General features: G+C 41.0%; 25 protein-coding genes. 6 read left to right on the top strand and 19 right to left on the bottom strand.

The genetic code is table 11. From position 1 onward, the window contains the following. Nucleotides 1–428 precede the first annotated feature (428 nt). Nucleotides 429–1,346, top strand: a complete 918-nt coding sequence (locus KI742_RS02415; RefSeq protein WP_154204879.1) for a 1,4-dihydroxy-2-naphthoate polyprenyltransferase — start codon at nucleotides 429–431, stop codon at nucleotides 1,344–1,346. 76 nt (nucleotides 1,347–1,422) lie between these two features. Next, entirely contained in the window at nucleotides 1,423–1,929 is a 507-nt protein-coding gene (gene rraA / locus KI742_RS02410) for a ribonuclease E activity regulator RraA (protein WP_005379537.1), read from the top strand. 135 nt (nucleotides 1,930–2,064) lie between these two features. Here the strand turns inward: rraA and zapB are convergent, their stop codons facing one another. Then, nucleotides 2,065–2,307, bottom strand: coding sequence for a cell division protein ZapB (gene zapB / locus KI742_RS02405; protein ID WP_005379536.1), 243 nt, complete (start codon nucleotides 2,305–2,307; stop codon nucleotides 2,065–2,067). A 348-nt stretch (nucleotides 2,308–2,655) separates the two neighbouring features. On the opposite strand from zapB, the gene glpX reads away from it, so the two are divergent. The 3 genes from glpX (at nucleotide 2,656) to KI742_RS02390 (ending at nucleotide 5,677) form a co-directional block, all read left to right on the top strand. Further along, nucleotides 2,656–3,663: a class II fructose-bisphosphatase gene (gene glpX / locus KI742_RS02400; protein ID WP_005383180.1), complete on the top strand. Its 1,008-nt coding sequence runs from the start codon at nucleotides 2,656–2,658 to the stop codon at nucleotides 3,661–3,663. An 882-nt stretch (nucleotides 3,664–4,545) separates the two neighbouring features. Then, the gene (locus KI742_RS02395; RefSeq protein ID WP_005379532.1) at nucleotides 4,546–5,166 is read left to right on the top strand and encodes a metalloregulator ArsR/SmtB family transcription factor; all 621 of its coding nucleotides are present in this window, start codon (nucleotides 4,546–4,548) and stop codon (nucleotides 5,164–5,166) included. A gap of 160 nt (nucleotides 5,167–5,326) precedes the next feature. Beyond that, the gene (locus KI742_RS02390; RefSeq protein WP_154204880.1) at nucleotides 5,327–5,677 is read left to right on the top strand and encodes a DUF3135 domain-containing protein; all 351 of its coding nucleotides are present in this window, start codon (nucleotides 5,327–5,329) and stop codon (nucleotides 5,675–5,677) included. Here KI742_RS02390 and KI742_RS02385 read toward each other — a convergent pair. From KI742_RS02385 to KI742_RS02370, 4 genes are all read right to left on the bottom strand, one after another. Further along, the gene (locus KI742_RS02385; protein WP_373417460.1) at nucleotides 5,671–5,937 is read right to left on the bottom strand and encodes a GIY-YIG nuclease family protein; all 267 of its coding nucleotides are present in this window, start codon (nucleotides 5,935–5,937) and stop codon (nucleotides 5,671–5,673) included. The genes KI742_RS02390 and KI742_RS02385 overlap by 7 nt on opposite strands. An 861-nt stretch (nucleotides 5,938–6,798) precedes the next feature. After that, the gene (locus KI742_RS02380; protein ID WP_155486696.1) at nucleotides 6,799–6,963 is read right to left on the bottom strand and encodes a hypothetical protein; all 165 of its coding nucleotides are present in this window, start codon (nucleotides 6,961–6,963) and stop codon (nucleotides 6,799–6,801) included. A gap of 391 nt (nucleotides 6,964–7,354) precedes the next feature. Continuing rightward, nucleotides 7,355–7,777, bottom strand: coding sequence for a DUF805 domain-containing protein (locus KI742_RS02375; protein WP_213872537.1), 423 nt, complete (start codon nucleotides 7,775–7,777; stop codon nucleotides 7,355–7,357). Between the two features lie 162 nt (nucleotides 7,778–7,939). Beyond that, a complete protein-coding gene (locus tag KI742_RS02370) occupies nucleotides 7,940–8,287 on the bottom strand; it encodes a 5-carboxymethyl-2-hydroxymuconate Delta-isomerase (RefSeq protein WP_017820736.1) in 348 nt (115 codons plus the stop codon). Between the two features lie 269 nt (nucleotides 8,288–8,556). On the opposite strand from KI742_RS02370, the gene tpiA reads away from it, so the two are divergent. Beyond that, a complete protein-coding gene (gene tpiA / locus KI742_RS02365) occupies nucleotides 8,557–9,327 on the top strand; it encodes a triose-phosphate isomerase (protein WP_005384863.1) in 771 nt (256 codons plus the stop codon). Between the two features lie 95 nt (nucleotides 9,328–9,422). On the opposite strand, the gene KI742_RS02360 is transcribed toward tpiA, so the two are convergent. The 14 genes from KI742_RS02360 to KI742_RS02295 all read right to left on the bottom strand — a co-directional run bounded on the left by KI742_RS02360 (nucleotide 9,423) and on the right by KI742_RS02295 (nucleotide 24,833). Continuing rightward, nucleotides 9,423–10,589: a nucleotide sugar dehydrogenase gene (locus KI742_RS02360; RefSeq protein WP_213912282.1), complete on the bottom strand. Its 1,167-nt coding sequence runs from the start codon at nucleotides 10,587–10,589 to the stop codon at nucleotides 9,423–9,425. Between the two features lie 151 nt (nucleotides 10,590–10,740). After that, nucleotides 10,741–12,840 carry a YjbH domain-containing protein gene (locus tag KI742_RS02355; protein WP_225491712.1) on the bottom strand — a complete coding sequence of 700 codons (2,100 nt, stop codon included), beginning with the start codon at nucleotides 12,838–12,840 and terminating at the stop codon, nucleotides 10,741–10,743. A gap of 168 nt (nucleotides 12,841–13,008) precedes the next feature. Next, nucleotides 13,009–14,997, bottom strand: coding sequence for a nucleoside-diphosphate sugar epimerase/dehydratase (locus tag KI742_RS02350; protein ID WP_262636643.1), 1,989 nt, complete (start codon nucleotides 14,995–14,997; stop codon nucleotides 13,009–13,011). Between the two features lie 275 nt (nucleotides 14,998–15,272). Next, nucleotides 15,273–16,448: a DegT/DnrJ/EryC1/StrS aminotransferase family protein gene (locus KI742_RS02345; RefSeq protein WP_258484465.1), complete on the bottom strand. Its 1,176-nt coding sequence runs from the start codon at nucleotides 16,446–16,448 to the stop codon at nucleotides 15,273–15,275. A 9-nt stretch (nucleotides 16,449–16,457) separates the two neighbouring features. Beyond that, the gene (locus tag KI742_RS02340) at nucleotides 16,458–16,877 is read right to left on the bottom strand and encodes a MaoC family dehydratase (RefSeq protein WP_138939732.1); all 420 of its coding nucleotides are present in this window, start codon (nucleotides 16,875–16,877) and stop codon (nucleotides 16,458–16,460) included. Between the two features lies 1 nt (nucleotide 16,878). Further along, nucleotides 16,879–17,526: an acetyltransferase gene (locus tag KI742_RS02335; RefSeq protein WP_138939731.1), complete on the bottom strand. Its 648-nt coding sequence runs from the start codon at nucleotides 17,524–17,526 to the stop codon at nucleotides 16,879–16,881. Further along, nucleotides 17,523–18,119, bottom strand: coding sequence for a sugar transferase (locus tag KI742_RS02330; protein ID WP_258484464.1), 597 nt, complete (start codon nucleotides 18,117–18,119; stop codon nucleotides 17,523–17,525). Before KI742_RS02330 ends, KI742_RS02335 begins: the two co-directional genes overlap by 4 nt. Next, on the bottom strand, nucleotides 18,103–19,233 hold the full coding sequence (locus KI742_RS02325; RefSeq protein ID WP_258484463.1) for a glycosyltransferase family 4 protein: 1,131 nt from the start codon (nucleotides 19,231–19,233) through the stop codon (nucleotides 18,103–18,105). Before KI742_RS02325 ends, KI742_RS02330 begins: the two co-directional genes overlap by 17 nt. Next, entirely contained in the window at nucleotides 19,223–19,543 is a 321-nt protein-coding gene (locus KI742_RS02320; protein WP_285445294.1) for a hypothetical protein, read from the bottom strand. The genes KI742_RS02325 and KI742_RS02320 overlap by 11 nt, the downstream gene beginning before the upstream one ends. Before the next feature lie 8 nt (nucleotides 19,544–19,551). Further along, entirely contained in the window at nucleotides 19,552–20,376 is an 825-nt protein-coding gene (locus KI742_RS02315; protein ID WP_285445293.1) for a hypothetical protein, read from the bottom strand. 3 nt (nucleotides 20,377–20,379) lie between these two features. Further along, complete coding sequence (locus tag KI742_RS02310; RefSeq protein WP_258484462.1) at nucleotides 20,380–21,717, bottom strand: hypothetical protein; 1,338 nt, start codon at nucleotides 21,715–21,717, stop codon at nucleotides 20,380–20,382. Next, the gene (locus KI742_RS02305) at nucleotides 21,707–22,597 is read right to left on the bottom strand and encodes a glycosyltransferase family A protein (protein ID WP_285385107.1); all 891 of its coding nucleotides are present in this window, start codon (nucleotides 22,595–22,597) and stop codon (nucleotides 21,707–21,709) included. The genes KI742_RS02310 and KI742_RS02305 overlap by 11 nt, the downstream gene beginning before the upstream one ends. A 6-nt stretch (nucleotides 22,598–22,603) precedes the next feature. Continuing rightward, nucleotides 22,604–23,806, bottom strand: a complete 1,203-nt coding sequence (locus tag KI742_RS02300; protein ID WP_285385106.1) for a lipopolysaccharide biosynthesis protein — start codon at nucleotides 23,804–23,806, stop codon at nucleotides 22,604–22,606. Beyond that, a complete protein-coding gene (locus KI742_RS02295) occupies nucleotides 23,796–24,833 on the bottom strand; it encodes an NAD-dependent epimerase/dehydratase family protein (protein WP_285385104.1) in 1,038 nt (345 codons plus the stop codon). The genes KI742_RS02300 and KI742_RS02295 overlap by 11 nt, the downstream gene beginning before the upstream one ends. Nucleotides 24,834–24,873 lie beyond the last annotated feature (40 nt).

Below are 24,873 nucleotides of genomic sequence, written 5' to 3'. Positions count from 1 at the left end.
ACACTCGTTCCTCGTTGTTCAGAATGACGGTGACTTTGACAACATCTAAATCAAAAGATCTCGTCATTCTAGCGAGCTCAAGCGAGACTAAGAATCTGCTAACAGCAGACGCCTTTCTTTCCAACTCACCTTCACCACCGCATAATCGGATGATCGATTTTGAATCACACTCGTTCCTCGCTGTTCAGAATGACGGTTACTGTGACAACACCTAAATCAAAAAAGATCTCGTCATTCTAGCGAGCTCAAGCGAGACTAAGAATCTGCTAACAGCAAACGCCTTTCTTTCCCACTCACCTTCACCACTGCACAACCGGACGATAGATTCTGAATCGCCCTTTGACTTCTAGTTGAGTTGTTTTAGGTCAATAGCGTATCTGCCTCTTTGTGCTTATACTGGGCACATTGGTTACTAGCACGAAATTTCCATGAAACAATCTCTACAGATCTGGCTTGAAGCCGCTCGTCCAAAAACGTTACCTCTGGCATTGGTCTCTATCTTAACAGGTAGCGTGCTCGCCTACTCGGCGGGTCATTTCTCACTGACGATTGCCATCATGGCTTTCGTAACCGCGACATTGCTGCAAATTCTGTCCAACCTGGCAAACGACTATGGCGATACCGTTCAAGGTACAGATAACGACAAACGCCTCGGTCCATTACGAGCGATGCAGTCTGGCGCGGTAAGTGCTAAACAGATGAAACACGCGATTATCTTTAACATCGTTCTGACCGCCATTTCAGGCTTGGTGTTGGTTTTCTATTCACTAAGTTCACTGGAAAGCATTGTCACATTTATCGGGCTGGGAATTCTGGCCATTCTCGCCGCCATTGCTTATACCATGGGTAGCAAACCATACGGTTACGTGGGGCTTGGCGATATATCAGTGTTCTTGTTTTTTGGTCTACTCGGCGTATCCGGTACCTACTTCTTGCATACTGGTCACGTAGACACCACGCTATTCTTACCTGCTTTAGGCTGCGGTTTACTCGCCGTTGCAGTACTCAATATCAACAATATGCGTGATATAGAGAACGACCGAGAGTGTGGTAAACGCACGGTGGCGGTACGCTTAGGTCAACGTAAAGCCAAACAGTACCACTTTGTTTTACTTGGCGGAGCTATCCTTGCCTTTGCGGCTTACTTGTTAATTCAAGACAAACCCGTTTGGATTAGCTTGCCATTCTTACTTAGCATTTATTTCGTGGCCGATCATGGTAAAGCGGTTTGGCATACACAAAAGCCTGCTCAAATAGCACCAATGATGCCAGTCATCGTGAAATGCTCTCTAGTCACCAACGTTTTGTTTGCAACAATTGTGGTAGCTCAAACTCTAGTAAGTTAAAAAAGGATTGTCATTGCATTGACTTAATGCCTAGATATACTCAAAGACAACCAATTTCTGTTTAGAAAGGTACGCTATGGAATACAATACCTCAGCACTCTGTGATATCTACCTCGATCAGGTAGATGTGGTTGAACCAATGTTCAGTAACTTTGGCGGTCGCGCTTCATTTGCCGGGCAAATCACCACCATCAAGTGTTTTGAAGATAATTCGTTGATCCGCGAGACATTAGAGCAAGATGGACTTGGTCGCGTTTTGTTAATTGACGGTGGCGGTTCCCTACGTAAAGCCCTTATCGATGCAGAAATCGCAACCATTGCGGAAGAAAACGAGTGGGAAGGCATTGTCGTTTACGGCTGTGTTCGTGAAGTAGATGAACTTGAAGATATGAACTTAGGCATTCAAGCCCTCGCCTCTATTCCTGTTGGAGCGACCAGCCAGGGTATTGGCGAATTAGATGTACCAGTCAACTTTGGCGGCGTCAGCTTCTTACCTGAAGATTATATTTATGCCGATAGCACCGGAATTATCCTGTCGCCTGAACCATTGAATATTGATTTAGAGTTGGATGAAGAAGCATAGCGAGTCTTAGGTGTCTAAGTTATAGGGTCTTCTCTTAGCTATCAGCGCCTAGCCTTGTCTTAACATTTTCTACTTCCCTAAAACACAAACACCCGCTTAGCGCGGGTGTTTTTAATTTGGAATGAAGAAGCTGAATTATTCCACTTCGTCCATTTTGCCAAGTAGTGCACGAATGCGCTCTTGCCATTGTGCGTGCTCTTGCTGTGCTTGTTGTGCTTTTTGCTCTAGCTCTTCACGTTGAGAGCGAAGCTCGTTAGCTTCTTCCGCAAGTTTAGCTTTATCTTCTTTCAGCTCTTCGACTTCCATCTGAAGAAGAGTGATTGTGTCAACTGCAGTTTGAATTTTAGATTCTAGTTGTTCTAGTACTTCAAAAGACATCTTGGCCTACCTATGTTATTCCGTTGGGACGATGTGCGAGATTGATGCACACCTAACCTATATAAGGTTCATTCTACTCAGCGTCGCGATGAGAAACACTCACTATATTCGATATTTTGCATCATTCGGTCAAAAAATCAGCGCAATCTCACTAAACGCTGACTTTTCTTGTCGCCGAAGCATTTTTGAGCAAGGATTTTGCGTCTCGCTACGCTGAAAATCGCCCTAAGTATTGATCAAATTCAAGTTAGATAAAGTAAAAGCCTCGCAAAAAGGCAAACGTTTACTCGACCTTGTGATAGAATCGCCGCGCAAATTCTTCTTCCCTCTTGCTTACTTGGAGACATCATGAAACGCGATTTAGCAATGGCATTTTCCCGTGTGACTGAAGGTGCAGCTCTGGCTGGTTACAAATGGCTTGGCCGTGGCGATAAAAACGCAGCCGATGGCGCAGCTGTTGAAGTTATGCGCACGCTACTGAACAAAACAGATATCAGTGGTGAAATTGTCATTGGTGAAGGTGAAATCGATGATGCGCCAATGCTGTACATAGGTGAGCAAGTGGGTATTGGTGGTGATGAAGTGGATATCGCTGTCGACCCGATTGAAGGGACGCGTATGACGGCAATGGGACAATCGAACGCACTAGCCGTACTTGCCGCAGGTGAGAAAGGCAGCTTTCTTAAAGCGCCAGATATGTACATGGAAAAACTGGTTGTTGGCCCTGGTGCAAAAGGCGTAATTGACTTAGAAAAGCCGTTAAAAGAAAACCTAGAGAACGTAGCAAAAGCCCTGAACAAGCCACTTGATACCCTAGTCGTTATTACCCTTGCGAAACCTCGCCACGATGACGTTATTGCAGAAATGCAAGCAATGGGCGTACGTGTTTTTGCGGTGCCTGATGGTGACGTCGCTGCCTCTATTCTAACTTGTATGCCAGACAGTGAAGTGGACATGATGTACTGTATTGGCGGTGCGCCAGAAGGGGTTGTATCAGCAGCGGTAATTCGAGCGCTAGACGGTGACATGCACGGTCGCCTGCTTCCTCGTCATGAGGTAAAAGGCGATACTGAAGAAAACCGCATTTACGGCGCAGATGAACTAAAACGCTGCGATGAAATGGGCGTAAAAGCGAATGTTGTCCTCAAAATGGAAGACATGGCTCGTAGCGACAATGTGGTATTTTCAGCAACAGGCATTACTAAAGGTGACTTGCTGGAAGGTATCTCTCGTCAAGGCAATATAGCGACCACAGAAACGCTGCTCGTGCGCGGTAGATGCCGAACTATTCGCCGCATCAAATCGACTCACTACTTAGATCGTAAAGATCCAGAAGTGCGTGATATTATTCTTTAAGCATTTCTCGAGGCTCTCGCTCAGTCTGAGTTTGAGCCTTTCTTTCCGCACAACGGGCAATAGATTCTGAATCACACTCGTTCCTCGTTGTTCAGAATGACGGTGACTTTAATAAGCTCTAAATCGAAAGAACTCGTCATTCTAGCGAGCCCCAGCGAGACTAAGAATCTAGTAGTAACAAGCTCCTATTCTTTCCTGAACACCTCAACCACTACTCAACCGGACGATAGATTCTGAATCACCTCGTTCCTCGCTGTTCAGAATGACGGCTACCATAGCAAGCTCTAAATCGAAAAAACTCGTCATTCTAGCGAGCCCCAGCGAGACTAAGAATCTAGTAGTAACAAGCTCCTATTCTTGCCTGGTCACCTTAACCACTACTCAACCAAAAGATAGATTCTGAATCACCTCGTTCCTCGTTGTTCAGAATGACGGTGACTTTAATAAGCTCTAAATCAAAAGAACTCGTCATTCTAGCCAGCTCCAGCGAGACTAAGAATCTGGTAACAGCAAACTCCTATTCTGTCCTGCTCGCCTTAACCGCTGCTCAACCAGAAGATGGATTCTGAATCACCTCGTTCCTCGTTGTTCAGAATGACGGTGACTTTAATTAGCCCTAAATCAAAAGAATTCGTCATTCTAGAGAGCCCCAGCGAGACTAAGAGTCTAGTAGTAACAAGCTCCTATTCTTTCCTGATCGCCTTAACCGCTGCTCAACCAGGAGATGGATTTTGAATCACCTCGTTCCTCGCTGTTCAGAATGACGACATATATTGGCTCATATGAACATAGCCCCTACAAATCCACACTCAAATTAAGTCAACACTTTTCTTTACTAACCCTATCGCGCATAATATGTACTGACGTATAAATGGTGGGTATATGAAGACCGTAGATAGGATATTGCAAATCGTTAAGCGTGATGGCTCCGTCACTGCAAAACAACTCTCTTCTGAGCTAGGTATGACAACCATGGGGGCTCGTCAGCACCTGCAAAGTTTAGAAGATGATGGCATTCTTTCTATCCATGACGTAAAAGTAAAAGTTGGTCGCCCTGCTCGTCATTGGTCTCTCACTCAAAAAGGTCATGAGCAATTTGCTGACCGTCACGGTGAGTTGACCATTCAGTTTATAGAAGCTGTCGAACATATCTTTGGCAAAGATGGACTGGAAAAAGTCACATCAGAGAGGGAAAAACTCACGTTACAAAGTTATCGTCAGCATCTTGAGCAATGCGACTCTCTGCAAAGCAAACTAGAAACACTCGTCACATTAAGAGAGCAAGAAGGCTATATGGCTGAACTCGAGAAAGATGAGAACGGATTTATCTTAATCGAAAATCACTGTCCGATTTGTAAAGCAGCAACTCGCTGCCCAAGCTTGTGCCAATCAGAATTAAGTGTCTTTCAGTCTTTACTTGGACGTGACACCAAAGTAGAGCGTACCGAACACATCATTAGTGGCCAAAGACGCTGCGTTTACCGCATCCAACAACTGCAGTAACCACCACAACAAAACATCGACATGCCGCACTTATTCAATCTCAAGCTTGAAAGCTTCTCTTATAAGTGAGACGGCTGAAGAATTCATCCTCTCTCCTCTTTCTAGTGGTATAGGCTTTTAGTAACTAAAAGCAATTTCCATAAGGATTTGGAGAGCATCGATGTCTACTCTACGTCATATCCCATCCCAAACGCTTCCGCCATTCGATGAAATGGTTCGAATGGCAGAGCGAGACCCAGAAGCTTTTGAGCAATTTCGTCATGAGATGGCGAAAGAAATGATCGAGAGCGCATCAGAAAATATGAAAGAAAGATTGTGGGCTCAACAAAGCCACATCGATAGAGTCATCAGCACGTGTAAAAACCCTCATCACACCAATGTGGTATTGATGAACGAGTTGCAAAAACAGGTCGTGAAGTTCAAAGCAGCGCTACAAGGGGAAGCCGCACCGACACAAAAAGCGGATGTGGTTAGCTTAAACGCGTTTAAAGATAGGGATGATTTTTACTGATACTCAGTAGATAGATCGAGAAAGTTAGGGTTCGTTTCTCTTACCAAGGCTAACTTCCACTCACGCTTCCACTGCTTGAGCTGCTTTTCTCGGTTTATAGCCATAGCCATATCGTCGAATAACTCAAAGTAAACGAGCTTATGAACGTTGTATTTCTTAGTAAATCCTTCCACTACTCCATTTTTATGTTGCCATATTCTTTGGGGCAGCTGACTGGTAACGCCTATGTAGAGAACGGCGTTGTTATTTGACGTTAGGATATAAACGCAAGGTGCCTTATCGATGATTCATTCTCCTTCATTATTCGCTGTTACTTTTCCATTGTAATTCGCGAGCTCAGTCAGTTTATTTCAAACTCGGAGCACTCTGTGCGTAGATTCTGAATCACACTCGTTCCTCGTTGTTCAGAATGACGATGACTTTAAGAGCCTCTAAATCAAAAGAGTTCGTCATTCTAACGAGCCTCAGCGAGACTAAGAATCTGGTAACAGCAAGCTCCTATTCTTTCCCGCTCAGCTTAACCACTGCTCAACCGGACGATAGATTCTGGACCACGCTCATTCCTCGCTGTTCAGAATGACAGTGGCTTTAACAGCCTCTAAATCAAAAGAGTCCGTCATTCTAGCGAGCCTTAGCGAGACTAAAAATCTCGTCACAGCAAGCTCCTATTCTTTCCCGCTCAGCTTAACCACTGCTCAACCGGACGATAGATTCTGAATCACGCTCGTCCCTCGCAGTTCAGAATGACGATGACTTTAACAGTCTCTAAATCAAAAGAATTCGTCATTCTAGCGAGCCTTAGCGAGACTAAAAATCTCGTCACAGCAAGCTCCTATTCTTTCCCGCTCAGCTTAACCACTGCTCAACCGGATGATAGATTCTGAATCACCTCGTTCCTCGTTGTTCAGAATGACGATGGCTTTCACAGACTCTAAATCAAAGGAGCTCGTCACTCAATCGAGCTTTAGCGAAACTAAGAATCTGGTAACAGCAAGCTCCTATTCTTTCCCGCTCAGCTTAACCACTGCTCAAACGGACGATAGATTCTGAATCACGCTCGTCCCTCGCAGTTCAGAATGACGGTGAGTTTAACAGCCTCTAAATCAAAAGAGTCCGTCATTCTAGCGAGCCGCAGCGAGACTAAGAATCTGGTAACAGCAAGCTCCTATTCTCTCCCGCTCACCTAAACCACCGCACAATCGGATAATAGATTCTGAACCACCTCGTTCTTCGCTGTTCAGAATGACGATGGCTTTCACAGTCTCTAAATCAAAAGAATTCGTCATTCTAACGAGTCTCGGCAAGGCTAAGAACCTGCCAACAGCAAGCTCCTATTCTTTTGCTCTCACCTTAGTCATTCTCAACCGGATGATAGATTCTGAATCACGCTCGTTCCTCGTTGTTCAGAATGACGGTGAGTTTAACAACCTCTAAACCAAAGGGGAGCGTCATTCTAGCGAGCCTTAGCGAGACTAAGAGTCTCATAACAGCAAACTCCTATTCTTTCCCGCTCAGCTTAACCACTACTCAACCGGATGATAGATTCTGAATCACCTCGTTCCTCGTTGTTCAGAATGACGATGACTTTAAGAGCCTCTAAATAAAAAGAGCTCGTCATTCTAGCGAGCCTTAGCGAGACTAAGAATCTACTTTCAGCACGCACGATACTTGAAGCAATTACTCCGGCTCAGGGCCATATTGGTTTGGTCCTGATGTTCCTTTTAAGAAGCCACATTCAATTAGAATCCATAAACCACAAATCAGAGAAATGGAAGCAACGAACATCTGTGGGGTCGACGGCTCTTGCGCGGCAGGGCTAGTCATTGGCGTGGCAATTCGTCCGATAATCAACGGAATATTCAGTGCTAGCCAATAGATCGATTTGTTGCGGTCGTGCCAACGCTTGGTAGTTATCGCCAAATCAGGGAGCAACAGAACCACCAAGAAAATAGGAAGAAGCACATAGGAGAGAGTAGGAAGCAGCTGGCTAATACCGGCACCAAAGCCTAGAATGGACACATAGTAAATGACGTTCCAAATCCAGTAGGTTTTACGGTTTATACGTCCTTGAAAAGAAAACAGTAACTCTTTAGTCGACATCAAATTTCACCCCAAAATAGAAAGGTTATAGATTAGCCGAGTCAATATAGTTTGGAAAGGACACCGATAGCTTGGGTGCCCACAACGCCCATATAACAAGCAGAGCCAGGCTGAGAATTCGTAACAATAACCCCTCGCTATTCTCGGGCAATCCAGCACCACCTAGTTCACTACCTTTTGGAAGCTATCTATATCCATGTCTCGGATATTGACCGTTAAACTGTGCACGTGACTAGCTTGCTCTTGAAGTGTCGCCATCAAGGCTCGTGACAGTTCTCGCTTTTGTTCTTGGGAGCGACCAGATAACAAATCAAAGTTGATATGGATAAAGTCGAGGCTATCACCCTCCTCTCCTATTAACCAATTGTGGCACCGGAGCGTTCTAGATTTCACTGACGCGAGTTCAAAAAGGCCACTTTCTAACGCCGTTTTATGTAAATCCTCCAGCAACCCCTGAACATTGACGCGTTCTTCCACCGAGTTTGAATACTCTAAAACGAGATTTGGCATTTTGATTCCTTTCTACAACAATTAATTCCAGCGCGTAGTAATACCAATCTCAGCAGCAATTTCCGAGGAATGAACTATCATTCTGTCTACGCGATCACCAATCGGTTGCTTTTGACAAAAATAACAGGATCGATGCTTGGTCGAATCAACAAATAAAGCCGGACAAGACATGACGCCAATCATGATCTGTTCACATTATTCTGTTATATTCCTACGTAGATTTTTTACATTAATTGACTATTTACATTAAAGATAAGGGAGATATTCCTATGCGTCGTCCTGTAGTGATGGGTAACTGGAAACTAAACGGCAGCAAAGCAATGGTAACTGAGCTGCTAACTGGTCTTAACGCTGAACTTGAAGGCGTTGAAGGTGTTGACGTAGCAGTCGCTCCACCAGCACTTTACATCGACCTAGCAGAGCGCGTAATCGCTGAAGGCGGTAACAAGATCATCCTAGGTGCTCAAAACACTGACCTAAACAACAGCGGTGCGTTCACTGGCGATATGTCTCCAGAAATGCTGAAAGATTTCGGTGCTACTCACATCATCATCGGTCACTCAGAGCGTCGTGAATACCACAACGAATCTGACGAGTTTATCGCTAAGAAATTCAACTTCCTAAAAGAAAACGGCCTAACACCTGTTTTCTGTATCGGTGAGTCTGAAGCGCAAAACGAAGCTGGCGAAACTGAAGCTGTATGTGCACGTCAAATCAACGCAGTTATCGACACTTACGGTGTTGAAGCTCTAAACGGCGCAATCATCGCTTACGAACCAATCTGGGCTATCGGTACTGGTAAAGCAGCAACTGCTGAAGACGCACAACGCATCCACGCTTCTATCCGCGCACTAATCGCAGCGAAAGACGAAGCAGTTGCAGCACAAGTAATCATCCAATACGGCGGTTCTGTTAAGCCAGAAAACGCTGAAGCTTACTTCTCACAACCAGACATCGACGGCGCTCTAGTTGGCGGTGCTTCTCTAGACGCGAAAAGCTTCGCAGCAATCGCTAAAGCAGCGGCTAAAGCAAAAGCTTAATCTCGTTTTTACTGAGAGTAAAAATAACAAAGGGATGCATCATGCATCCCTTTTTGTTTGTGTATTAGATTACACACGATCATCTTAACTAAAGTCTAATCACTACCAAATAGGTCTCGCGTGTACACCTTATCAGCCACATCAGTAAGTTCTTCAACCATACGGTTAGAGACAATCACATCGGCGCTTTGTTTAAACTCATTCAGGTCGTTGATTACACGTGAGTTAAAGAACTCGTCTTCCTGAAGTACTGGTTCATACACCACCACTTCAATACCCTTTGCCTTGATACGCTTCATAATACCTTGAATAGACGAAGCGCGGAAATTATCTGAGCCAGCTTTCATTATCAAACGGTATATCCCAACCACTTTAGGTTCTCGTTTGAGAATAGACTCAGCAATAAAGTCTTTACGAGTTCGATTGGCTTCCACTATGGCCCCAATAATACTGTTTGGGACATCTTGATAGTTTGCACGAAGTTGCTTGGTATCTTTTGGTAAACAATAACCACCATATCCAAATGAAGGATTGTTGTAGTGGTTACCAATACGGGGGTCCAAACCAACACCTTCGATAATTTGGCGAGAGTCAAGATTATGCGTCTCAGCGTAAGAATCTAACTCATTGAAATAAGCTACGCGCATTGCAAGGTAAGTATTTGAGAACAACTTAACCGCTTCAGCTTCTGTAGAATCAGTAAACAAAACTGGGATGTCTTCTTTTACCGCCCCTTCAACTAGAAGATTGGCGAATGTCTCAGCACGTGAACTGCGCTCACCAACAATGATGCGAGATGGGTGGAGGTTATCGTAAAGTGCTTTGCCTTCGCGAAGAAACTCTGGCGAGAAAATAATATTTTCACAACCTAACTCTTGCTTAATGCGTGCAGTATAACCCACAGGCACTGTAGACTTAATTACCATTACAGCATTTGGATTAATCGCCATTACATCTTTTATCACCGCTTCGACGGAAGCCGTATTAAAGTAATTGGTTTGTGGGTCATAATCCGTTGGCGTTGCTATAACAACAAAATCAGCACCTTTGTAGGCGAGCTCTTTGTCCGTGGTAGCAGTAAAGTCTAGTTCTCGATTAGACAGAAAATCTTCAATTTCTTTATCTACAATGGGTGAACACTTGTTGTTAAGCAACTCAACTTTTTTTTCTACAATATCAAGTGCAACAACTTGGTGGTTTTGGGCTAACAACATCGCATTAGAGAGCCCGACATACCCCGTACCGGCAACCGCTATTTTCATTCCAATACCCTAATCTTTAGTTCTTATATCAGAATATCAATAGTTTTAATTTTTGGATAGTGAAACAATATTGTGCAACCTAAGCTTCATACATTAGAAAATAAAAAAGCGGCACATTGGCCGCTTTTATACATCGTACTGATCTATGGGTTTAGTCTAACTGAGTTGATAAGTAACGCAGGTAGGCGTTACGTAAGCGAATCTTATTCTCTTCAAAGTAATCGCTACCATAACGACCACGGTTGAAGTAACGACGTAGCATGCTGTTGTCCATGATAAGCTCATCACCTTGTCCATCACTTAAGAAATTGACGTCATTGCCTACTCGCGTCATCACATTAAAGTCATAAGCTTCGTTACCTCGAACCTGCAATAAGCCAGGTGACATATCTCGCCAAGGTGTTAGTGGTAGCTTGACTGACACAGCGACAAACTGCTCTTCATCAGTATCTTTGTACTTAGTAACCTGATAAGTAGCAGAAACCTCAATATCCTCAAACCAATGCGATGTTGTTAGCTTAGCACCAACATCCCCCCGCCAAAACTCACCCGCTGTCGCGTTAAACTGCCAATCCCATTCGGGCATTGAAAAAGTATAGCGAGCTAGCGAAGTTTGACGATCGAGAGTTTCATAGCCATTTTCATCTTTCTCATCGACGTGCTGGAAGTAGCTCATTTCCAAACTCAAAGCGTGCGCACCAGACTGAGAAAACCATGTAGACTCACTTCTCGCGCCAATATAATCTGTTTTCGCCAGACCGACGGATACTTGGTTCGCAATATCGACATAAGGTAAACGGAAGAATTGGTGCAACATTGCGCGTTCGATATCATTTTCGTAAGCACTATCCTCAAAGTATCCCCATTTTTCATAATCGTCAGTTTCCGCTAACGGCAAAATATGGCGAACATCGACAGCCGCGCCAGACCAAAGGTAGGTATATAAGTTACTCGACATCGCAAAAGAGTAGTCATAAACACCAAACTCGGTCGCAACGGCATGACGAACCATTGGTGAAAAGACAAGTTGAGAGTCTAGTGCGCCGCTATTTACGCGCTCTGTTTTCCAGTTAACCAACTCAAGTTTTTCGGCTAAATCTCGTGTCGTGAACTTAATATCCTCGCACGCAGCAGAACCATTGATAAAACTCTGATAGCACGTTGAATTCGCTTGCACACTAACAACGGGCTTTTGGTTTGCGAGCATAAATAGCTCAATACGCTCTGAATCACCACCCACTTCTGATACCGCGTTTTGACCTAGGTGGCTAGAGATGATCCCCATAGCAACACCTAAACCATCTACTTGGTTATGGTTATAACGACGGTTTTCTAGCGCCACTACTGTTGTTTGATTCAACAAACCGATTTGAATATTCACAAAGCCTTCATTACGAAGCGCGCTCACTAAAGCAGAGATAGAAGCCTCTTTAGCTTTATTCTGCTCCAAAGACAGCTTTTCCATTAACGTGAGATTATTGCGCGAGTAATCGCGAGAACGTGTATACCCAGTAACTAGAGGTACTGAAAGTGCCGCGTTCCAAATATTTTGTTCATCAGTATTGTGGCCAGAGTAGAGCTGATAACTGAGCGAGGCTGTCACATCATAAGGCAATGTGCCTTGTGGGGTAAAAAGCTTAACCGAAGAGTTAAACTCCACAGCATCGTATTCTCCGCTAACCTGCAAAAAGCTCAATGGTTGATATTCAATACCACCGAATGGGCCATCCATCACTCCTAATTCGATATCAGAAAGCCCATAACCTGCAGAAACGCGAACCGGAGCAAAGTCGAACGAGTAATCAGCAACCGCATATTTCGTACTGAACTGATTGGCTGAGCCACCTAAGTCCTGAATACCTAGAGCAAAATCGAGATTCTCCGATCCCCAAAAGTTAGGGACCTGATACTTGAAAGACATAGATAAATCACGGGTATCACCACAATCGTAAAAACAATTTGAAGTATAGTCATCCGTTACAATTCTTCCGTGAGCTTCCAAACCATCAAACATACCGAACGAGAATTTTAGAGAATCTAAATCTTGAACTGCCGTCCTAAATGGTAAGCCTTGAGCGTACGTAAAAGAAAAATCGCCGTAATTTAAAGACTGTGCATTGGGCGTAAAAGTCAATCCGGTAAAGCTTTGGTTCGAAGGTAGCGTCGCCAACTCCTGAGCGGTAAGAGAAGTACTTACCAATAGCGGCAGCGATAATGCTGCTATCCCTGTTTTTATCGTTTTCTGTGCCATCAGTTTTAGCCACTGTTAATGTATTGAATACAGAAAAAGGCACTCAGAAGTGCCTTTTTGAGATTACGACATGTTCACGTTACGCTCGTAGTAAACAAACCACCACTGCGAGCACCAAGACAACATATCTTATTAATTTTTCTATTATTTACCAACCAAACAAAAGCATCAAGTTTCACTTGCATTACTTTGCTTTGGTTCAAAAGTATATAACTCCGCAGTGCGAGTATTTTGCTTCCATACGAGATCTTCAATGCCGTCCACCGGATTAAAGCCTGTAGGAGCATCGAGTAACAAGCGACGAATCACTTCGTGTTGGAAGTTGTGACAGGCGACATCGAGCTTGTCGATTAAGATTTCATACTCTTTTAGTGGTAGGTAACTTTCTTGCGCTGTCATAATACGTGCGTGTGCCGTTTCGGAAACATTGTCATCTCCAATCAACAGCTCTTCATATAACTTCTCTCCCGGTCTCAAACCTGTGAAGAGAATCTCTATATCGCCATGAGGATTGTTTTCATCTTTAACTTCAAGTCCTGACAGGTAAACCAAGTTCTTCGCTAGATCGACAATCTTAACGGGCTCCCCCATATCGAGAACAAATACATCGCCACCTTTACCCATCGCCCCAGCTTGAATAACCAACTGGGCAGCTTCTGGAATTGTCATAAAGTATCGAGTAATGTCTTTGTGGGTGACCGTAATAGGTTCTCGCTTCTCAATCTGTTTTTTGAATACAGGAATTACCGAGCCAGACGAACCCAAAACATTACCAAAGCGCACCATACAGAAACGCGTACCCAGATTAGGGTTGCTCTCACGAATTCGGTTTTGTTGCTGTGCCAACGCCTGTAGGCCTAACTCAGCCATACGTTTAGTCGCACCCATCACGTTCGTTGGTCTAACAGCCTTATCAGTAGAAATAAGAACAAAATTCTTCACACCTGCATCAATCGCCGCTTGCGCTGTATAGTAAGTGCCAAACACATTGTTTCTTACACCTTCAACAACGTTGTACTCCACCAGCGGAACATGTTTGTACGCCGCAGCATGGTAAACCGTGTCCACTTCAAAGGCTTTCATGGTAGTTTCTAAGCGATTTTGTCTCTGCACAGAGCCAACCAATGGAACGACGACAATGCTCAGATTGTTAGCTTTAATGATTTGACTCAATTCACTGTGCACCTGATACAACGCAAATTCAGACAGTTCAAATAAGATCAATGATTTTGGCGAGTAGTTTAAAATCTGACGACATAACTCAGAGCCAATTGAACCACCAGCTCCCGTCACCATCACTACTTGATTCTTGATGTTCGCTTCCATTAATACTTGTTGCGGCTGAACAGGGTCTCGACCTAACAAATCACCAATCGGAACCTCTTTCAGTTCATCAATTTTCGCCTTACCCGTAAGGATATCTTTCATATCTGGAACGGTTTGGATTTCAACAGGCAGTTTCGAAATTCTATCTAAGACTTCCTTACGGCGTTTGTTTGAAGCGCTAGGAATAGCAAGTAAGATTTTTTTTACTTCATACTTTCTAATCGCCTTCATCGCGTTATCCGCTGTATAGACTCGGTAACCCATTAGCATTGTGTTTTGAAGCGTTTTGTCTTCGTCGACAAAGCCAATAACTCGGTAGGTTTCTGATTGTCGCAGCGCAAACGCAAGCTCACGACCGGCACTACCAGCACCATAAATAAGAACTGGCGCTCCAGCTTTGTGTACCGATTGAGCAACCAAGCTCCTTACCAGCAGACGGCTAGTCCCTACTCCGATCGCAAGAAAAGCGGCATAAATAAAAGGAATCGAGCGTGGTAGTTGGGCATCAAATGCGAAAGCAAAACTGGCCACACAAAGCGCAGATAGAATCGTACCCAACCCGACGACTGCCAGAACATGAAAGCCTAAATAGCGTAGCACCGCTCGATAGAGGCCAAACGAGACAAAAACAGCAAGCGTACACACAATGGTTGTCAACAGTACATAGTTACTGCTTGTATCTGGAAGTGGGCGGAATTCACCAATGCGAGACCAATAAGCAAACATAAAAGCAGCAGAGATAATAAAGAAATCCACTCCGATACTAATAAGGCGCTTTTGATATCTCGGTAAAGACCAAATGACGTTAAGTTTGGAATTATTTTCAATCATGACAGTATGTAAGCCTCATTACCCCAAGTTTATTTTTAGAGTTTGGTGGTAATGCTAGTTAATATTATGAGATAGCCTGAGCAAAGATTATACAACCTGATGATTATGTATAGAACCATTAATTGCATATTCTCTCACTGCATCGCATCTTTTAAGCAATCTGTGTAGCAGACATTTTACATTTTCATCAAGTGGTGGGACGCTGTTACAGGAAAACATAAATAACGACATATTAAAGCACTATTATTTATGCGTCCCACTTAGACTGAACTGGTTTACTTCTGCGCTTCTAACAACACTTCACGGATCACACCGCACGTTTTAGCGACTTCTTCTGACGATAATGTTGGATGAACCAAAAACATTAAACTGGTTTCACCTAACTGCACTGCATTCGGCAAACGTTTTTCTGGTCGCCATGGCGTATTATCAAATGCTTTTTCTAAATACACCTCAGAGCAGCTACCTTGATAAGCCGGAACACCACGTTCCACAATGGTTTCCACAATGCGATCTCTCGTCCAGCCCTCTGCCAAATGTTTAGGCTCAACAAAAAGGTAATGTTTGTATTCAGCGTGCTGCGAATGCTCAGGTACGTGAACGCGTCGAACAATATTGAGATCTGCAACAGCCTCATCGATTTGTGCCGCATTGGCTTGGCGTTTTGCCGTCCACTCTGACATGCGAGTCAATTGAATACGACCAACCACAGCTTGTAGCTCAGTCATACGCCAGTTGGTTCCAAAGCTGTCGTGCAACCAGCGAAAGCCTGGTGGATGCTGACGGTTATAAATCGCGTCATAGTTTTTACCATGATCTTTGTAAGACCACATTTTTGACCACAAATCTTTATCATTCGTGGTCACCATGCCGCCTTCACCACCTGTCGTCATGATCTTATCTTGACAGAATGACCAAGCACCAATGTGACCAATTGTACCGACACTGCGGCCTTTATATTTCGCGCCATGTGCTTGAGCACAATCTTCAATAACATAAAAACCATGTCTTTCTGCAAGCGCCATGATGGCATCCATTTCTGCCGGCATACCAGCCAAATGAACAACAATGACAGCTTTAGTCTGTGGTGTCAGCACTGCTTCAATTGACTCAGCAGTAATGGCTTGGCTGTTTAGATCTACATCCGCAAAAACAGGATTAGCACCAGCCGTAACAATCGAAGACGCTGAGGCAAGAAACGTTCTAGGTGTCGTAATAACCTCATCACCTTTACCTATATTTAATGCTTTAAGCGCTACATCAAGCGCAAGAGTTCCGTTACTAAGAGCAACGGCATGCTCACAACCAGCCCATGCTGCGAATTCTTTTTCGAACTCACGGCACTCACTACCCGTCCAGTAGTTTACTTTGTTTGACAGTAGTACACGACGCACTGCATCGGCCTCTTCTTGAGTAAAAGAAGGCCATGGAGAAAATGGAGTATTAAGCATTAGATAAACCTATGGAATGTAGATTTCAGCGGTACCGTCAATAACCGTTTTGTTTTTGACTTTACAAACGGTGTCAAAGTGTACTCGACGTTTTTTAAGATCGATCGATTTTACTGTTGCTGACGCTGTAACTGTGTCACCAATATAAACAGGTCGTTTAAAATTAAATGACTGACCAACGTAAACACATCCTGGGCCAGGTAATTTGGTGCCAAATAAAGCGGAAAAAAAACTACCAGAGATCAAACCGTGAGCAATTCTTCGTTTATACCTAGATTCAGCCGCATAAACTTCATCGAGATGAACTGGATTATGATCTCCAGATAAGCCGGCGAACTGCTTAATATCAGCATCAGTAATAGTTTGCGAATAAGAAACTGACATTCCAATCTCTATACTTTCAATTGGAACACTACCGCCAAGGTTCATATTACTTACCTCTCTTGATCGATTTGGCAGGAACACCAAAAACGACATCACCAGGCTTCACGCTTTTGGTTACTACAGCCCCCATGCCTACAACCGCTCCCTTACCAATAACAATTGGTTTCTCAGGAGTTCCTTGCTTGATCATTGCACCGGTTCCTATATAAGCATGATCTTCAATATGTACATTACCATTACACTTTACACTTGGAGCGAATGTAACGTAATCACCAATGACACAGTCATGTGCAACATAGCTATATATATTCGCGTGAAAACATTTACCTATTTTTGTATTAGAGGTAACGGTTGTAAATGGACAAAGAATCATCCCCTCTGATATCTCATTACAATCTAAAACAACTGCGTTATTAGACACTATTTGTAATTGCTGTATTCCATCTCGAGATAGTTTCTCAGATATAGTCTGGCGAACTTGAGAATTAGCGATGGCTATCACAATAGACTTACTTTCTTCTTCTCTAGCCAAAAACTGCTCGTAACTACAAACCAAGATATTATTTAACTCAGAGTAGCTGGCTCCATCATCAATAAAAACAAACTCATGTTCACTACCATACTGCTGTTTAGCAAGTGGCATGACTTCTTTACCGAACCCACTAGCCCCATAGACGCCGATTATTTTTTTCATTTTTTCTGTTTCCCTTCAAAGTATGGCATTGTAGCTTCACCTTCTGCACTAATGCCTTCTTTAATAAAAACCTTTTTTACTGTTAAGAACAAAACCTTAATATCTAACCATAGGTTACGATTATCGACATACCACACATCCAGCTTAAACTTATCTTCCCAGCTGATTGCATTACGCCCATTAATTTGAGCCCAGCCCGTTACGCCAGGCCTTACTTCGTGACGTCTTGCTTGCTCTTTATTGTAAAGTGGTAAGTACTGCATTAATAAAGGACGTGGCCCCACTAAGCTCATCTCACCCTTTAACACGTTCCACAATTCTGGAAGTTCATCGAGACTTGAATTTCTCAATTTATCTCCGAACGGAGTCATTCGCTCGGAATCAGGAAGTGGATTCCCTTGTGCATCGACCGCATCTTTCATGGTACGGAACTTAACCATTTCAAACGGCTTACCATGCAAACCAGGACGTGTTTGACGAAACAATACAGGCGAGCCTAAGTTCTTACGTATTTTCCAAGCCACGAGCGCGATAATTGGCGAAAGTAAAATAAGGCCACATAAAGAAGCCGTGAAATCAAATATCCTTTTCATTAGATAGTCCCATGATTTTTAAAATTTCCGCATTAACTTTATGGACATCAAATTTTTCATATGCCATATCGTGACTGCTTTTGCCCATTTCCTGCCACTTGTCTTGGTTCTCGATAAACCAGATCATTTTTTCTGCAAGCTGTTCTGCATTGGCTTTTTCAACTAACCAACCATTTTCGCCATCAATTACCGTTTCTCTACAACCTGGCACATCAGTGGTTAAGATTGGTCTACCCATCGCCATCGCCTCTAACACTGTACGAGGCATTCCTTCATGATAAGAGGGCAGTACATAAATAGCGCAGTTTTCAATAAATGGACGCACATCTGTGGTTGCGCCACTGTATTTAATCGCTCCAGACTTAGTCCATTGGTGAACCTCATCAAGCTTGATACCATCAGGAGATGGGTCTTCAGGGCCAACTAACTCAAATACTGCTTCAGGATACTTCTGCTTAACTAACTTAGCAGCTTGAGCGTATTCTCTTATCCCTTTATCGCCTAGTAACCGGGCAATTAACAGAAAGTGTGGAGTAGAAGGTAAAGGAGATAAGCTGTAATGGCTGAGATCGACCCCCGAACCATTTACGAGAAAACATTTTTCTTTTGGGATAATGCCTTCATCAATAAAGACTTGCATGTTGTCTCTGTTTTGAAAAATAACGCCTTTAGACTTCTTCAATGCTGAACGGTACAGGAATTTAACGAGAGTATTGAGTAAGTTCTTTGCCGCCCCACCTTTTTGAAAGGCATAGCCAAGACCAGTAATCATCGCATAAAAAGATTTGACGTTTGTAAACCTTGCTGCAAGGCCACCCCATATAATAGGCTTTATCGTGTAAGAGAGTACTACCTTTGGTTGAACCTTTGCTAAAATTTTTATGAGAGATAGTAATGTTAATATATCATGATATGGATTCAAACCATTTCGGAAAATAGGATAATTAATGTATTTGGCACCTAACTTTTCTATGTTCTCTATCTCTTTGCTATCTGCGTCAGAAGCCAATGCGAATACTTGATACTCTAAATTTCCTATCCTACGAACTAACTCCCCTCTAAAATTAACGATTGATTGAGGCAAAGCACCCAATAAAACAAAATTATCTTTCAAAACCTAGCCTTTTTTTATAACTATACATAGAAAACAAAAAAACGAAAAAAAAGAAGGGAATAATCATCCATTTCTGCCTAACAGCTATTCCCAAGTTTGCTGTAGTCATGGCCAAAATAGACCAACCCAAGACACCATAAATAATTAAGAAATAGTAATTCCTTTTATTTACATTGTTATTTTTAAAAAACCAATAGAAGCCAAAACAAAAAACAATCAAAATAAAAGTATTATCTACAGATGCCATCAAGGAAGAAAAGCTAGCAGCTTCATTAAGCAAGGGCCTAAACATATACGTAAACATTTTCATAGGATAACTCATCTGAGAGATATCAATCCCCCCCCCCCAGATTGATTATATTCTTGCCTTGTTTCAATATACTCCATTACGTCACTACTGCTAGAGGCATCATTTAAGCCAACATATTTAGTAATATAAGGGAAAAGAGCAAATAATAATCCTAGAGAAGAAGCAAGAATAGCAGTACGGTAGGCAATATTTACGTTTTTTTTAAAAAAAATCGACATTACTAGAGATGCAATTATTAGCCCACCCATATGTGGTCGGACAAGAAATATTATTAACAAGGAAGTGATTGCATACGCTAATCTCTCCCTCAAACTAATATAAGACCACAATAGCAAGCCAACCCCCATAAAGAACAATGAGTCTTTTCCTACTGCAGATGTCCAATAGCTTATCGAAGGTAGTAGTACAATGATGCGAGCAAGTATCTTACCATATTTCCCTCTATCCCCTACTGCATACATCAAACTGGCGTAGAACGCTAAAAGTCCAATTGAACCAAATATATTAAATAATAAATTAACAGCAATAAAAGGCATAGTAAGCAAACTACTAAAAGGCTCAACCAACCTAACGATCATACCAGAGCCCAAATAATATCCCTGAAGTGTTTCATTATTATCAATAGTCAAACTTTTAAGATAATAATCAAAAGCATCACCTCCATAATTAAGAATATAATTAAAATAAATAAAAGAAAAAACTGTATGCCAGATATATAAAAACACTCCCATTTTTGTAGATATTTTTAGCCATTTTGACAATAATAAAGAAAGCACTAAGCCAAAATTAAAAACAAAAAATGTAACTATAGCATCATAAGGAGTCTCCATCATAATCTAATCAACCAATCGCTTTACTATTCTAAACTTCCCACTAGCTTCTCTTTTAATATGTTGAACTTTAACAACATCAATAATCATATCTCCAAATCTAGATTCCAACGCTCTCTCGAATTTTTTTTGTTCTTCCTCATTAAATATTGGACCACTCTCAACATTGACTATTAAATTATTTTTAGATTCTTGTATAACCTGGAATCGCTTTATACCCTTAACTGATTTAGTTGAATTACTAATATTACCCAAGTTAACCTTTCCATATGTGGGTGATAATATGTAATCCGTAGTTCTACCTTCTAACTCTTCAACTATTGGAAATGATGAACCACATAAGCAAGAATTATTTTTTGCCAACTTAACTCTATCTCCAATTTTATAACGAATTAAAGGCGTCCCATGTGTAGTAAATGATGTAACTAACATTTCACCTTCACTTGACGGTTTCAAATCATCATCAACAACTTCAAAAACCCCCGTAAGCAAATTCATGTGTTTATGACCAAATTTACATTCTAATATAAAAGGAGCGCCTTCGGATGAGGCATATTGATCTACAATTTTACAACCTAGAACTTCACTAATAACATCTCTGTGAATTGGAAGCACATTTTCTGCGGTTGGAAAGAAAACATCTACTTTATTTGATAATCGCAAACCTCTTTCTTTTGCAATTATACATATTTCAAAAACGCTCGATGGAAAACCAACGACAAATCTAGCACCATATTTTTCCAAAGCACGCCAGTAGTGATAGAAATTATCCTCATTGATATGAAATGTAGAAAAGAACCTAATTTTATTAAAGATGTCGTCTTTATAAAATCGCCCCGCAGAAATATCCTTTCTATTAACAAGATCTTTTCCACTAAACCAAGCGGTCTTTATACCTAACTTATATCCATACTGAGCTCTAAATGAATCCAAGACAGCAAATCGCTCTTGCATATCTTCTTTAGTATAGACGACTTTCATAGAGGCCCCTGTCGTTCCTCCAGTTTTACTAACTATCCCTTGATTATCACTAATTGTTTGTATTTCAGATAAATTATCCATCAAATCATATTTGGTCAAAATAGGGAAATCCTGTAAATTTTTCGCACTATTATATTTACTATACCATTTTGATTTTTCTTTAGAGTAACGAAGAAAGCTAGATAACTTATGTTTTATATAATCTTCAATTTCTTTATTCGACATATCTCTATAATTACTATAGAACTCCAACCTTTCTTTATAAACTCCAGAATGTCGTTGGTTATACAACCAGGAGTTATATATTGATATAATCAGATTTTGAATAAAAACAGGCATGTAAAAAAATAATTTATTTAACATATTCACGCACCTTGAGAGTTAATAAGGGCAAACCTAGAGAAAAATATAACATCGGAAAAACATTCCTGATTGAACTTCTTCTAGCTTTAAAAGACGTAAGATTGGATTCTTTAAAAGATAAAAACAAATGTGATATTATAATTTTCCTCAAATACATCTTAAGCCAAAAAGTCATTTTATTCCTCTCTGCCGAATCAGAGTAGTATAAAAATGGATAAGGTATACTAATATCCCTACCCGCTCTAGAGTAATCTGGAACAAAATACACATTCACAAGAGGGATGTTACAAAACGCCACAGGGTAGTTTAAAGCAAATTTTATCCATAAAAACAAATCTTCTCCGGACTTTTCTCCAACTGGAAAACCACCTAATTTAATGAATTTTTCTTTCCTTATGCAAACTTTAGAGCTATTTGCTATGCTACCTTTTAGGGATCTCTTAAAAAAATCATCAACGTACCCCATATAGTTATTAGGATAGGAGCTTTTGTTAATTTTAACTTTATTATCATCAGTACTTATCATTTTGTGTTGGACACAAAATAATGAGGCTTCGTCATAAGTATCAATTAGTTTTTTCATTGATTCCAGGAAATTAGAATCCCATTCATCATCTGCATCTAAAAAGCAAACAAATTCATAAGAAGATCGTTTAACTCCTATATTTCTAGCTTCAGAAACACCACTATTATTTTGGCTAAAAATTTTAAAATTGCATTTATTTTCTATATAGCCTTCAACAATTTTTTTACTGTTATCGGTTGAACCATCATCAATAATTATGACCTCGTAGTTTTTAAACGTTTGATTATATACAGAATCTAAAGAGCGTATTATTGAATACTCTTTATTAAACAATGGAATTACAATGGAAAACATTATTAACTAACGCCTTAATATATTCACAATTGATAAGGATAAAATCAAATAATGCATTGTGAACGTAAATATAAATACATCCACTAAACTATAAGAAATATTTACATAGCTTATAATCAATATAGGCATTACTCTTACAATAAAGCCAACAGTATTTAGAATAGAAAGAAAACCCTCTAAAGAAAACACATAAAACAATTTTGAATTAGATGAAAAAAACAAATACAAAAGAACACCAGGCAACATTTTAATAATAATATCCTTAACCAAAGCCCATTCATGGCCTAAAAAAATATCTATTAAAAAGTAACTAGATGTACCCAAGGAGAATATGATAAACAATGAAATTAAAAATGATAACTTAGCGAACCTTATAGCATTTCTTTTTACATCATAGACATCTTGAATTTTACATAATTTTGAATATGTAACTGATGAAAATGACTGAGAAAACATAGCCACTGGTATGTTTATAATCTTCATTGCTATAAATACAAAACCAGCTTTATCATCTTTAAGACCTATAATTAATATTGGCAACTGATATGAGGCAACATCCATAATCCCTTCTAACAAAGATAACTTGGCTCTTCTTTTATATAGGTAAAATGTTTTTTTTAAATCACAAAATTTGATATCTCTTAAATTAATTTTGGAGTTGTAAATCATATACAATGATGAGCATGCATGCATGGACAAATAACCAAAAACCAAACCTAGTGATTTAATACTTGTATATGCTAGAGATAACTGAGTCCCATTACTCACTAAAGACTGAAAAATTCTGGAAAACGCTATTTTTCCAAACCAATCCTTAGAAACAAAATACATATACATAGAGTTACTAATAGAATATGCAACCCCAACAAAGCATATAAGAAACCAAACTTCATATATATCTTTAGATATATAACTTTCTAATAACATACCTAAAATATATACAAAAAAACAAAAAAACATCGAAATGGATATTGATAATACCAATAACAACTTGGCTTCAGACTCGCTAGCTCTTGGCACAAAAATCTCAAATCTAAACGACGATATTACAATTAATATTGATATTACAGAAACAAAGATCGCAAACAGCTCAAAATCTTCAGGTGAGTACAATCTAGTGTATATAGGAAGTAAAATAAAATTTAAAACTTGAGAAAATAGAGTTGCCCCGGTAAGAACACCCATCGATTTTAATAACTTACCTTTCATTTGACGAGCACAAGTTGTTAAAATACCATTTAACCGATTCCAATATCCCCTCACCTATTTTGTAATTTGGCTTGTAACCCAAAGAGTTAAAAGATTTAGCTATACTCGCTTGTGAGTGCCTTACATCACCAGTACGGAAATCTCGATAAATTGGTTCCGCTTCTACTTTAATATCATTGTTATTCAGTGCTCCCTTGATGGCATAGAACAAATCATTCAGTGTCGTTCTATCACCAACAGCTACGTTGTAGACTTCGTCTTTTACGTCTTCTTCCGCTGTTGCTGCTAACAGGTTCATTTGTACTACGTTATCGATGTAGCAAAAATCTCGGCTTGTTTCACCATCTCCATTAATGTAGACATCTTCGTCATTGATCATTGCCGCTGTCCATTTCGGAATTACTGCAGCGTAAGCGCCGTTTGGATCTTGTCGGCGACCAAATACATTGAAATAACGAAGCCCTATCGTTTTAAAACCGTAAGTACGGGCGTATACACCGGCATAAAGCTCGTTTACGTATTTAGTTACCGCATAAGGAGAAAGCGGGTTACCAATATTTTCTTCCACTTTTGGCAATGCTGGATGGTCACCGTATGTCGAGCTGCTTGCAGCATAAGTAAAGCTGCTTACCCCTTCTTCTTTTGCTGCATCCAGCATATTTAAGAAGCCGGTGATGTTCGCTGCGTTTGTCGTTAGTGGATCAGCGATAGAGCGAGGTACAGAACCGAGTGCTGCTTGGTGTAGTACGTAATCAACACCTTTTACGGCTTGTTGGCATGTTTTCGGTTCTCGGATGTCTCCTTCAATAAAGGTAAAACGATCCCACTGTGCTTCACTTACTAGGCTTTTTACTTCATCTAAGTTGTGTTGATGGCCTGTTGCGAAGTTATCTAAACCCACTACGGTTTGGTCAAGCTTGAGTAGTTTTTCCAGTAGGTTTGAGCCAATAAAGCCCGCAACACCCGTTACTAACCACGTCTTTGGTGATTCAACTAGTTCTTGTTGGATTTGTTCGTATTTGGTCATTGTGTTTTTCCGTGTGGGGAAGGTCTAGGGTCTAGGGTCT

The sequence above is a fragment of the Vibrio sp. D417a genome (assembly GCF_030248595.1).
Taxonomy (GTDB): domain Bacteria; phylum Pseudomonadota; class Gammaproteobacteria; order Enterobacterales; family Vibrionaceae; genus Vibrio; species Vibrio alginolyticus.
The sequence above is the reverse complement of the archived record's forward strand: the minus strand, read 5'-3'. Positions and strand labels throughout refer to the sequence as shown.

Bases quoted from the DNA above. Each gene is read 5' to 3' on its own strand.
- KI742_RS02415 (WP_154204879.1), top strand. From the start codon at position 429: ATGAAACAATCTCTACAGATCTGGCTTGAAGCCGCTCGTCCAAAAACG.
- rraA (WP_005379537.1), top strand. From the start codon at position 1,423: ATGGAATACAATACCTCAGCACTCTGTGATATCTACCTCGATCAGGTA.
- zapB (WP_005379536.1), bottom strand. From the start codon at position 2,307: ATGTCTTTTGAAGTACTAGAACAACTAGAATCTAAAATTCAAACTGCA.
- glpX (WP_005383180.1), top strand. From the start codon at position 2,656: ATGAAACGCGATTTAGCAATGGCATTTTCCCGTGTGACTGAAGGTGCA.
- KI742_RS02395 (WP_005379532.1), top strand. From the start codon at position 4,546: ATGAAGACCGTAGATAGGATATTGCAAATCGTTAAGCGTGATGGCTCC.
- KI742_RS02390 (WP_154204880.1), top strand. From the start codon at position 5,327: ATGTCTACTCTACGTCATATCCCATCCCAAACGCTTCCGCCATTCGAT.
- KI742_RS02380 (WP_155486696.1), bottom strand. From the start codon at position 6,963: ATGACGAATTCTTTTGATTTAGAGACTGTGAAAGCCATCGTCATTCTG.
- KI742_RS02375 (WP_213872537.1), bottom strand. From the start codon at position 7,777: ATGTCGACTAAAGAGTTACTGTTTTCTTTTCAAGGACGTATAAACCGT.
- KI742_RS02370 (WP_017820736.1), bottom strand. From the start codon at position 8,287: ATGCCAAATCTCGTTTTAGAGTATTCAAACTCGGTGGAAGAACGCGTC.
- tpiA (WP_005384863.1), top strand. From the start codon at position 8,557: ATGCGTCGTCCTGTAGTGATGGGTAACTGGAAACTAAACGGCAGCAAA.
- KI742_RS02360 (WP_213912282.1), bottom strand. From the start codon at position 10,589: ATGAAAATAGCGGTTGCCGGTACGGGGTATGTCGGGCTCTCTAATGCG.
- KI742_RS02355 (WP_225491712.1), bottom strand. From the start codon at position 12,840: ATGGCACAGAAAACGATAAAAACAGGGATAGCAGCATTATCGCTGCCG.
- KI742_RS02350 (WP_262636643.1), bottom strand. From the start codon at position 14,997: ATGATTGAAAATAATTCCAAACTTAACGTCATTTGGTCTTTACCGAGA.
- KI742_RS02345 (WP_258484465.1), bottom strand. From the start codon at position 16,448: ATGCTTAATACTCCATTTTCTCCATGGCCTTCTTTTACTCAAGAAGAG.
- KI742_RS02340 (WP_138939732.1), bottom strand. From the start codon at position 16,877: ATGAACCTTGGCGGTAGTGTTCCAATTGAAAGTATAGAGATTGGAATG.
- KI742_RS02335 (WP_138939731.1), bottom strand. From the start codon at position 17,526: ATGAAAAAAATAATCGGCGTCTATGGGGCTAGTGGGTTCGGTAAAGAA.
- KI742_RS02330 (WP_258484464.1), bottom strand. From the start codon at position 18,119: ATGAAAAGGATATTTGATTTCACGGCTTCTTTATGTGGCCTTATTTTA.
- KI742_RS02320 (WP_285445294.1), bottom strand. From the start codon at position 19,543: ATGAAAATGTTTACGTATATGTTTAGGCCCTTGCTTAATGAAGCTGCT.
- KI742_RS02315 (WP_285445293.1), bottom strand. From the start codon at position 20,376: ATGATGGAGACTCCTTATGATGCTATAGTTACATTTTTTGTTTTTAAT.
- KI742_RS02310 (WP_258484462.1), bottom strand. From the start codon at position 21,717: ATGTTAAATAAATTATTTTTTTACATGCCTGTTTTTATTCAAAATCTG.
- KI742_RS02305 (WP_285385107.1), bottom strand. From the start codon at position 22,597: ATGTTTTCCATTGTAATTCCATTGTTTAATAAAGAGTATTCAATAATA.
- KI742_RS02300 (WP_285385106.1), bottom strand. From the start codon at position 23,806: ATGAAAGGTAAGTTATTAAAATCGATGGGTGTTCTTACCGGGGCAACT.
- KI742_RS02295 (WP_285385104.1), bottom strand. From the start codon at position 24,833: ATGACCAAATACGAACAAATCCAACAAGAACTAGTTGAATCACCAAAG.